Consider the following 10413-nt stretch of genomic DNA (forward strand, 5'->3'; position numbering starts at 1 on the left):
GCCGCAGCCCCAGCAGCCCCAGCCCCAGTCGTACGCGCCCACTCCCGACCCGTACGAGCCGGCCCCGGTCGCCGCCGCCCCCGACCCGTACGAGCAGCCGTACGAGCAGCCGTCCGCGCTCCCCGTGCCCGTCGACGACGAGACCGTGGGACTGCGGACCGCGGACACGCGCCGTATGACCGACAAGCTCGCTCAGAAGCCGGTCGGGAGCGATGCCGGGAGTGATGCCGAGGGCGCGACGCCGGAGCGGCCCGCCGAGGGGCGTGCGGCTCGGCGGCGGGCCGCGCAGCAGGCCACGCGGCGGGGCGGCGGGCACCGCAGACGCCCGGCCGCGGCGCAGCCCGCCGCCGCGGCCAAGTCCGACGGCGCGCCCCTGTCCCGCGTGGAGGCGCGGCGCGCGGAGCGGGCGAAGAAGCCGAGCCCCGCGGTCGTCGCGAGCCGGGCCGTCGGGGAACTGTTCATCTCCGTGGGCGTCCTGATGCTGCTGTTCGTCACGTACCAGCTGTGGTGGACGAACGTGCGGGCCGGGCAGGAGGCGGGCAGCGAGACCGACAAGATCCAGGAGGGCTGGGCGAGCGGCGCGCGCAAGCCCGGCGCGTTCGAGCCCGGCCAGGGCTTCGCGATCATGCACATCCCGCGGCTCGACGTCGTCGTCCCCGTCGCCGAGGGCATCGACAAGGAACGCGTCCTCGACCGCGGCATGGTCGGGCACTACGCCGACGGCACCCTGAAGACCGCGATGCCCAGCGACAAGAAGGGCAACTTCGCCGTGGCGGGACACCGCAACACCCACGGCGAACCGTTCCGCTACGTGAACCGCCTGGAGAAGGGCGACCAGATCGTCGTCGAGACCCAGGACAAGTACTACGTCTACGCGATGCAGAGCATCCTTCCGCAGACCAGCCCCAGCAATACGGGGGTCATCGAACCGGTCCCCAAGGGCTCGGGCTTCACCGGGCCCGGCCGCTACATCACGCTGACCACGTGCACCCCGGAATTCACCAGTACCTATCGAATGATCGTCTGGGGCAAGATGGTCGAGGAACGGCCGCGCAGCAAGGGCAAACCGGATGCGCTCGTTCGCTGACGAGACAGAACGAGGACGGGGCGGGAAGCCGTGGTAGCCACCACCGACGAGGACGAGCGCACCGAGAGCAGCGGCCGACGGGCCGCGCCGAAGCGCCGCTCGCGCACAGGGCGCCTCGCCACCGCCGTCAGCGTCTTCGGCGAACTCCTCATCACCGCCGGGCTGATCCTCGGCCTGTTCGTCGTCTACTCGCTGTGGTGGACCAACGTCCAGGCGGACAAGGAAGCCCGCAAGCAGGGCGACGCGGTACGCGACCGCTGGGCGGGCGGCCCCGGCGCCCTGGACACCAAGGACGGCATCGGCTTCCTGCACGTACCGGGGATGAAGGCCGGCGAGATCCTGGTCAAGAAGGGCACCGAGCCGAAGATCCTCAACGACGGTGTCGCCGGGTACTACACCAAGCCCGTCAAGTCGGCGCTGCCCGAGCACGCCAAGGGCAACTTCGCGCTCGCCGCGCACCGCGACGGCCACGGGGCCAAGTTCCACAACATCGACAAGCTCAAGGACGGCGACGCGATCGTCTACGAGTCCCAGGACAAGTGGTACGTCTACAAGGTCTTCGCGAAGCTCGCCGAGACCTCGAAGTTCAACGTGGACGTCCTCGACAAGGTCCCCAAGGAATCCGGCAGGAAGAAGCCGGGCCGCCTCATCACGCTCACCACGTGCACGCCGGTCTACACCTCCACGTACCGGTACATCGTGTGGGGCGAGCTGGACCGCGTCGAGAAGGTCGACAACGAGCGGACGCCGCCGCCGGAACTGCGCTGAGCTTCCCAGCTCAGCTCTCCGGATGCGAGAAGACCCCCGGCCACCTCCCTGAAGGAGGCGCCGGGGGTCTTCTCGTTACGCGTTCCCCTCGGTCTCAGTCCTTGCGGGTGCTGAGGCCGGACGTCCCGCCGAACCATCCGTCGTCGCCGCCGTCACCGCCGTTGCCCTGACCGGGCGTGGTGGTGAAGTTGACCGTCGTACCGCCCGGCACCTGGGTGCCCGCGGGCGGGTCCGTCATCACGACGGTGGCGTTGTCGTCGTCCGGTCCGCCGGACACGGTGCCCGGCGTGAGGCCCGCGTCCTCCAGCGCCTTCTTCGCGTCCTTCAGCTTCTGCCCGGTCAGCGCCGGAACCGCGACCTGCTCGCCCGCCTTGGCCACGGTCAGCGTGACGACGGAACCCGGGTCGGCCTGCGTATCGCCCTTCGGCGTCTGCTCGGTGACCTGGCCCGCCGGGACGTCGTCCTTCGGGACCTCCTGGGTCTCCACCACGAACCCGTTGGCCTCGAGCTGCTGCTTGGCCGCGCCGACCTGCTGGCCGACCACGTTCGGAACGGTCTCCTGCTCCTGCTCCTTCGCCACGGTCAGCGTGACGGTGGCGCCCTTCCGCAGCTCGGTGCCGTACGTCGGGTCCTGGTCGAGGACCTGACCGGGCTCCTCCGTGGACTCCTTCGGCTTCTCCTTGACGACCAGGCCGTACTTCTCGCCCTGCAGCTTGGCCTTGGCCTCTTCGATGGAGTCACCGATGACGTTCGGCACAGCCACCTTCGGGGCGCCCGTCGACACGACCACGGAGATCGTGTCGAACTTGGGGACCTCCCCGTCCACCGGGTCCTGGCTGCAGACCTTGTCCTTCGCCATGTCCTCGCAGGGCTTGCGGTCGATGGACAGCTTCACATCGCCGTTCTGCGCCCGCTTCTTGGCCTGGTCGACGGTCGCGCCCACGAAGTCCGGTACGGGCACCTTCCCGTCGTCGGCGGTGCCACCGCTACCGAAGACTTCCTTGCCGATCAGGATGGCGCCGACCAGGACCAGCACACCCGCGAGGATCAGCAGCGCCGTGGAGACGCCGCCCTTCCGCTCGCGGCGGCGCTGCGGCCGGTCGTCGTAGCCGTACCCGCCGTCGTCCGGGTTGACCGGCGGCAGCATCGAGGTCTGGCCGCCGCCGTTCTGCGGGCGCAGGACCGCCGTGTGCTGGTCGTCCGGGTGCCCGCCGCCATACCCGACCGCGCCGAGCGCCGCCGTCGCCGCGACCGGCTGACCGTCGAGGCACGCCTCGATGTCGGCCCGCATCTCGTCGGCCGACTGGTAGCGGTAGTCGGGGTCCTTCACCAGGGCCCGCAGCACGATCGCGTCCATCTCGGGCGTGATCTCGGTGTCGAACGTGCTCGGCGGCTGCGCCTCTTCCCGCACGTGCTGGTACGCCACCGCGACCGGCGAGTCACCGATGAACGGCGGCCGCACGGTGAGGAGTTCGTACAGCAGGCAGCCCGTCGAGTACAGGTCGGAGCGCGCGTCGACCTGCTCGCCCTTGGCCTGCTCCGGCGACAGGTACTGCGCGGTGCCGATCACGGCCGCGGTCTGCGTCATCGTCATGCCGGAGTCGCCCATGGCGCGGGCGATGCCGAAGTCCATGACCTTGACCTGGCCGTTGCGCGTCAGCATGACGTTCGCGGGCTTGATGTCGCGGTGCACGATGCCGGCCCGGTGCGAGTACTCCAGGGCCTGGAGGATGCCGATCGTCATCTCCATGGACCGCTCGGGCAGCAGCTTGCGCCCGGAGTGCAGCAGCTCGCGGAGCGTCGACCCGTCCACGTACTCCATCACGATGTACGGGATGGAGACCCCGGCGCCGCCGCCGGGGCTGTCGTAGACCATGTCCTCGCCGGTGTCGTAGACCGCGACGATGGCCGGATGATTGAGCGAGGCGGCGGACTGGGCCTCTCGGCGGAACCGGGCCTGGAACGACGGATCGCGGGCGAGGTCCGCCCGGAGCGTCTTCACGGCGACGGTGCGACCGAGGCGAGTGTCATGGGCGAGGTAGACCTCCGCCATGCCACCACGGCCGAGCACCTGGCCCAGCTCGTACCGGCCGCCGAGGCGACGCGGCTCTTCCATAGCTACCTACCAGCCCTCTCCGTCAGTCCCGACCGCACCTTTGTGTGGTCCGGCGGTGTGCTGTCCCGGCATACCGTACCGGCCGGTTCAAGCATGATCTGGCCGCAAGCGGCACCTGATACCGGACCGGTACCGCCGTGACAGACGTCACTCGGCGCTGTCACTTCTCGCTGTCGATGACTGCCTTCATGACGTTCTTGGCGATCGGGGCGGCGAGGCCGCCACCAGAGATGTCACCGCGGTCGGCGTCGCTGTCCTCGACGACCACGGCCACCGCGACCGGGGCGCCGCCGCTCGGGTTCTTCGCGTAGCTGATGAACCAGGCGTACGGCTTCTCGCTGTTGTCGACGCCGTGCTGCGCGGTGCCGGTCTTGCCGCCGACCGTCGCGTTCGGAAGCTGCGCGGCGGTGCCGGTGCCCTGCTGGACCACCGTCTCCATCATTTCCTGCAGCTTCTGCGCGTTCGGCTTGGACAGCGGCTCGCTCATCACCTTCGGATCGTGCTTCTCGATCACGTCCAGGTTCGGGGCCTGCAGCTGGTCGATCATGTACGGCTCCATGAGCGTGCCGTCGTTCGCGACCGCGGACGCGACCATCGCCATCTGCAGCGGCGTCGTCGCCGTCTCGAACTGGCCGATGGAGCTCAGCGCCGTCTGCGGCTTGTCCATGTCCTTCGGGAAGATCGACGCCGAGGACCGCACCGGAATGAACTGCTCCTTGTTGAAGCCGAACTTCTGGGACGTCTCCAGCATCTTGTCCTTGCCGAGATCCGAACCGATCTTGCCGAACACCGTGTTGCACGACACCCGCAGCGCGTCCCGCAGCGTCGCGTTCCGGCAGGGGATGTCGCCCTCGTTCTTCAGCTCGGTCTGCGTGTCCGGCATCGTCCACGGCAGCGGCGACTCGGTCTTCTCGTCCGGGTCGTCGTACAGGCCGTGCTCGAGCGCCGCCGCCGCGGTGACCACCTTGAACGTGGAACCCGGCGGGTACGTCTCACGCAGCGCGCGGTTCAGCGTCGGCTTGTCCGGGTTCTTCTCGAGCCGCTGCCACGCCTCCGAGTCCGCCTTGCCGTTGCCCGCGAACTTCGACGGGTCGTACGACGGGGTGGAGGCGAGGGCCAGGATCGCGCCGGTCGACGGGTCGATCGCCGCGACGGCACCCTTCTTCGAACCGAGGCCCTGGAACGCGGCCCGCTGCGCGTCGGCGTTCAGCGTGGTGACGACATTGCCGCCGCCCTGCTTCTTGCCGGTGATCATGTCGAGGGTGCGGCGGAAGAACAGCCGGTCGTCATTGCCGGTGAGGATCTCGTCCTCCAGCGACTCGATCTGCGTCGCCCCGAACGACTGCGACGCGAACCCGGTCACCGGCGACCACATCTCGCCGTTCTTGTACGTCCGCTTGTACGCGAAGTCACTGCCGGTGGTCCGCTCGGAACCGGTGACGGGCTTGCCGTCGACGATGATGTCGCCCCGCTCCTGCGCGTACCGCTCGATCAGCACACGCCGGTTCTTCTCATGCGTACGCAGCTCGTCCGCCGACACGTACTGCAGCCAGTTGTCCCGCAGCAGCAGGGCGAGCACGAGCAGCCCGCAGAAGATCGCGATGCGGCGCACGGGCTTGTTCACGGCCGCACCACCTGGGTCATCTCGGCATCAGGGTTCGGCGCGGGCGCCGGGGCCGGACGGCGGGCGGTGTCGCTGATACGGATCAGGATCGCGATCAGCGCCCAGTTGGCGATGACGGACGAGCCGCCCTGCGCGACGAACGGCAGCGTCATGCCGGTCAGCGGAATGAGGCCCATGACGCCGCCGCACACCACGAACACCTGAATGGCGAACGCGCCGGACAGACCGACCGCGAGCAGCTTGCCGAACGGGTCACGCGCGGCCAGCGCCGTACGCACACCGCGCTCCACGATCAGGCCGTAGATCAGCAGGAACGCCATCATCCCGGCCAGGCCCAGCTCCTCACCGAACGTGGCGAGGATGAAGTCGGAGTTCGCGGCGAAGCCGATCAGGTCCGAGTTGCCCTGCCCGAGGCCCGTGCCGAGCACACCGCCCGAACCGAACGCCATCAGGGACTGCGCGACCTGGTCGCTCTGCTGCATCACCGTGTCGGAGAACGGGTGCAGCCAGGCGTCCACACGCTGCTGGACGTGCGACTCGAACGTGGCCACACCCACGGCGCCGACGGCCGACATCAGCAGACCGAACACGATCCAGCTGGTGCGCTCCGTCGCCACGTACAGCATCACGACGAACATGCCGAAGAACAGCAGCGACGTACCGAGGTCGGTCTCGAAGACCAGGATGAGCAGGCTCATCGCCCAGATCGTGATGATCGGCCCGAGGTCACGGCCACGCGGGAGATAGATGCCCATGAAGCGGCGACTGGCAAGCGCCAGCGCGTCGCGCTTCACCATCAAGTACCCGGAGAAGAAGATCGCGATGATGATCTTCGCGAACTCGCCGGGCTGGATCGAGAACGGCCCCAGACTGATCCAGATCTTCGCGCCGTTCACAGCCGGGAAGAACATCGGCAGGATCAGCAGCACCAGCGCCACGGCCATCGAGATGTACGTGTAGCGCTGCAGGATCCGGTGGTCCTTGAGGAGTATCAGCACAGCCACGAACAGCGCGATACCGACCGCCGAGAACATCAACTGCTTCGGGGCGTCCGGGCTGAACGAGCCGAAGAGATTCTCCGCACGCTGCTGCAGACGCTGCGACTGGTCGAGCCGCCAGATCACCACGAGCCCCAGCCCGTTCAGCAACGTCGCCAGCGGCAGCAGCAACGGATCCGCGTACGGCGCGAACTTCCGCACCACCAGGTGACCGACCGCCGCGAGCAGCCCCAGGCCGAGCCCGTACCCGAGCATGCCCGTGGGCATCTCGCCGGTCATGGCGAGACCCACATTGGCGTACGCGAAGCACGGGATGGCCACCGCGAAGACAAGCAGGGCCAGCTCGGTGTTGCGTCGGCTCGGCGCCCCGATCGCGCCGATGGTGGACGTGTGTGTCGTACTGCTCATGGCTGGAAAAGCCCCCTGCGCCTACTGCCGGCCGGCGGTGGAGCCGCCGGGTGCAGTGGTCGGCGTCTCGCTGTCGTCTGCGGCGCCCTTGCCGTCCTTGGTGGAGCCACTGGTGCCGCCCGCCTCGCCCTCACCGGTCGCGGCGTTCGACTCCTCCTCCGCCTTCCGCTTCTGGGCTTCCCGGCAGTCGGCCGTCAGCTCGGAGATCTTCTGCCGCGCGGCCTCGAGGGTCGTCGGGTCGAGACCCGTCTCCTCGATCTTGTCGCGCTGGAAACTCGGCAGGCAGCTCAGCTCGACGTCGGGGTGCTCCTCCTCGATCTCGGAGAGGCTCACCCACGCCAGGTCCTGGTTGATGCCGCGGTACAGCGCGAGATGCCCGTCCTTCGCACCCACGTAGTACTGCGTCTGCGTCCAGTAGTACGCGCCGTACAGGCCACCGCCCAGGAGGGCCAGGGCGAGCACCGCGAACAGCGACCGCTTGATCCACTTGCCGCGCCCGCGCGGCTTCCTGAAGTCCTCGTCCGTGTACGCCCCGAAGGAACCCTCCGGAACATACGCGTCCGGCTCGGCCGAGCCGGGCGGGCCGAAGCCACCCGTGGGCTGCGGCGGCACCGGACGACCCAGACCGGCCGCACGGCCCGCCGGGGTCTGCATCGCGCCGTTGTCGTTCTGCTGCAGCTGGTTCTCCGCGACCGCGCCCACCACCACCGGGGTGTCGACGAGCTGCCCGGCCAGGGTGTCCCCGCTGTCGATGTCCAGCACATCCGCGACGATCACCGTCACGTTGTCGGGACCGCCACCGCGCAGCGCGAGCTGGATCAGCTCCTGCACGGTCTCCTGCGGACCCTGATAGCTGGCGAGTGCCTCTTCCATCGTCTGGTGCGAGACCACACCGGAGAGACCGTCGGAACAGATCAAGTACCGGTCGCCGGCCCGGACTTCACGGATGGAGAGGTCCGGCTCGACATGGTCGCCGCTGCCCAGCGCACGCATCAGGAGCGACCGCTGCGGGTGCGTGGTCGCCTCTTCCTCGGTGATCCGGCCCTCGTCGACGAGACGCTGCACCCACGTGTGGTCCTGCGTGATCTGCGTCAGCACACCGTCGCGCAGCAGATACGCTCGCGAGTCACCGACATGCACGAGACCGAGCCGCTGACCCGTCCACAGCAGGGCGGTCAGGGTCGTCCCCATGCCCTCCAGCTGCGGGTCCTCCTCGACCATCACGCGCAGCTGGTCATTGGCCCGCTGCACGGCGTCCCCGAGGGACGTCAGGATGTCCGAGCCCGGCACATCGTCGTCGAGCTGCACGAGTGTGGAGATCACCTCGGAGCTCGCGACCTCACCGGCCGCCTGTCCACCCATCCCGTCGGCGATCGCGAGCAGCCGCGGACCGGCGTAACCCGAGTCCTCGTTCCCCTCCCGGATCATGCCTTTGTGCGATCCGGCGGCGAAGCGCAGTGACAGACTCATGCGCACCTCGCCCGTCGGCTCCGGGTACATCCGCACGGTGCCCACCCTCCGGTCGGGAGCATGCTCGGGCCCGCCCTACGGGCCGCGTCCACTCGCTCGCTCCGCTCGCGCTCATACATGACGTGGTTACTACTTCCGCAGCTCGATGACGGTCTTGCCGATGCGGATCGGCGCACCGAGAGGCACGGGCGTCGGGGTCGTCAGCCGGGTCCGGTCGAGATACGTGCCGTTGGTGGACCCGAGATCCTCGACGATCCACTGGCCGTCCCGGTCCGGGTAGATCCTGGCATGCCTGCTGGAGGCGTAGTCGTCGTCCAGGACGATCGTGGAATCGTGCGCACGGCCCAGGCTGATCGTCTGCCCCTGCAGCGCGACCGTCGTACCCGTGAGCGTGCCCTCCGACACCACCAGCTTCGACGGCGCACCACGGCGCTGCCGTCCCCCGCCACCGCTCTGCTGGCGCGGCGCAGGCGCCGCCTGCTGGCGAGCCTGCGGACGCGCCTCGCCACCGCGGCGCGAACCGCGCTGCGTGACCCGCGTACCGAACAGATCGCTGCGGATGACCTGAACGGCCACAATCACGAACAGCCACAGGACGGCCAGAAAACCCAGCCGCATGACCGTCAGGGTCAGCTCTGACATTGCCCCCGCTTCACCCTTCGGCTTGCCGGTAAATGATGGTGGTGCTGCCCACGACGATCCGCGAGCCGTCGCGGAGCGTAGCGCGGGTGGTGTGCTGCCCGTCTACCACGATGCCGTTGGTAGACCCGAGATCCTGGATCGTCGAGGGCGTTCCGGTCCGGATCTCACAGTGCCGGCGCGATACGCCGGGGTCGTCAATCCGTACATCAGCGTCGGTGCTGCGGCCCAGAACCATCGTCGTACGCGAAATCTGATGACGTGTGCCATTGATCTCGATCCAGCGCCGCGTCTGCGCGCCCGGCAACGGACCCGCGGGCCCCTGCGCGCGCGCCTGCGGCCCACGAGCCGCACCGGGCGGCGGAGCGGCCGGCATCGGCGGCGCACCCGCGGGCGCACCGGCCTGAGCGCCGGCCGCGGGCGGATAGCCATAACCCCCGCCACGCTGCTGCCCACCGGCAGGAGCCGCACCGGGCCCCGCCGGCGCCTGCGACGAACTCGACGCCAACGTCCGGCTCCGGACCCGGTACAGACCGGTGTCCAGGTCCTCAGCCTTCTCCAGGTGAACCTTGATCGGCCCCATGAAGGTGTACCGCTGCTGCTTCGCGTAGTCCCGCACCATCCCGGACAGCTCGTCACCGAGCTGCCCCGAGTACGGGCTCAGCCGCTCGTAGTCGGGAGCGCTGAGCTCCACGATGAAGTCATTGGGTACGACGGTCCGTTCGCGGTTCCAGATCGTGGCGTTGTTGTCGCACTCACGCTGGAGGGCCCCCGCGATCTCGACCGGCTGGACCTCGGACTTGAACACCTTGGCGAAGGTGCCGTTGACCAGGCCTTCGAGTCGCTGTTCGAACTTCTTCAGGACTCCCATGGGCACCTCCTCCGGTCGTTGTCATCCTGGTACTGCTTACTGATCGTATCCACGCGCCGGGAAATCGGCTGGTTCCCCTTCTCTGGCCTGCGGATGGGTGTCGCCTCTCACATGTCCCCGTCCACGCACTTCACACGTCATTCCGACGCGCTCCGCATGTCCCGGCTCACATGCCCAGGTCAAAGCACTCCGCACTCCTCGATCAGGTGTCTCCACCTGACCACGTCCACGTGCCGCACGCGGTCCTCGTCCACATGCCGTACCTGTGCTCATCCATGTGCATGCACATGTCCTGCCCACGCACTCCCACACCGGATCGTAGAGGCGGCCACAAGCCAGTGTCCCGCACCTGGATACCTCCACGGGCATGAGCGAGGACTAAATAAGGGAGGAGTAAGGGGGACTGAGGGGCAAGTCAGGGTGGGGTCAGGG

Annotated in this window: 8 protein-coding genes; 2 read left to right on the forward strand and 6 right to left on the reverse strand. The window is 68.6% G+C overall.

All coding sequences use genetic code 11. From position 1 onward, the window contains the following. A partial coding sequence (locus GUY60_RS27085) for a class E sortase (RefSeq protein ID WP_161702396.1) occupies nt 1–1087 on the forward strand: 1087 nt, incomplete at its 5' end. Between the two features lie 30 nt (nt 1088–1117). Further along, on the forward strand, nt 1118–1855 hold the full coding sequence (locus tag GUY60_RS27090; protein ID WP_161702398.1) for a class E sortase: 738 nt from the start codon (nt 1118–1120) through the stop codon (nt 1853–1855). Nucleotides 1856–1949: 94 nt separating this feature from the next. Here the strand turns inward: GUY60_RS27090 and pknB are convergent, their stop codons facing one another. From pknB to GUY60_RS27120, 6 genes are all read right to left on the reverse strand, one after another. After that, nucleotides 1950–3971 (reverse strand): Stk1 family PASTA domain-containing Ser/Thr kinase, encoded by a 2022-nt coding sequence (pknB, locus tag GUY60_RS27095; protein WP_161702400.1) that lies wholly within the window; start codon nt 3969–3971, stop codon nt 1950–1952. Between the two features lie 160 nt (nt 3972–4131). Next, entirely contained in the window at nt 4132–5595 is a 1464-nt protein-coding gene (locus GUY60_RS27100) for a peptidoglycan D,D-transpeptidase FtsI family protein (RefSeq protein ID WP_161702401.1), read from the reverse strand. Further along, a complete protein-coding gene (locus GUY60_RS27105; protein WP_161702403.1) occupies nt 5592–7001 on the reverse strand; it encodes an FtsW/RodA/SpoVE family cell cycle protein in 1410 nt (469 codons plus the stop codon). Before GUY60_RS27105 ends, GUY60_RS27100 begins: the two co-directional genes overlap by 4 nt. A 21-nt stretch (nt 7002–7022) precedes the next feature. Beyond that, nucleotides 7023–8516 carry a Stp1/IreP family PP2C-type Ser/Thr phosphatase gene (locus GUY60_RS27110; protein ID WP_161702405.1) on the reverse strand — a complete coding sequence of 498 codons (1494 nt, stop codon included), beginning with the start codon at nt 8514–8516 and terminating at the stop codon, nt 7023–7025. 84 nt (nt 8517–8600) lie between these two features. Beyond that, complete coding sequence (locus tag GUY60_RS27115) at nt 8601–9113, reverse strand: FHA domain-containing protein FhaB/FipA (RefSeq protein WP_161702407.1); 513 nt, start codon at nt 9111–9113, stop codon at nt 8601–8603. 10 nt (nt 9114–9123) lie between these two features. Beyond that, complete coding sequence (locus GUY60_RS27120) at nt 9124–9981, reverse strand: FHA domain-containing protein (RefSeq protein WP_161702409.1); 858 nt, start codon at nt 9979–9981, stop codon at nt 9124–9126. Nucleotides 9982–10413 lie beyond the last annotated feature (432 nt).

Origin of the sequence: Streptomyces boluensis, from assembly GCF_009908195.1 — a bacterium.
In the GTDB taxonomy this organism is placed as follows: Bacteria; Actinomycetota; Actinomycetes; order Streptomycetales; family Streptomycetaceae; genus Streptomyces; species Streptomyces boluensis.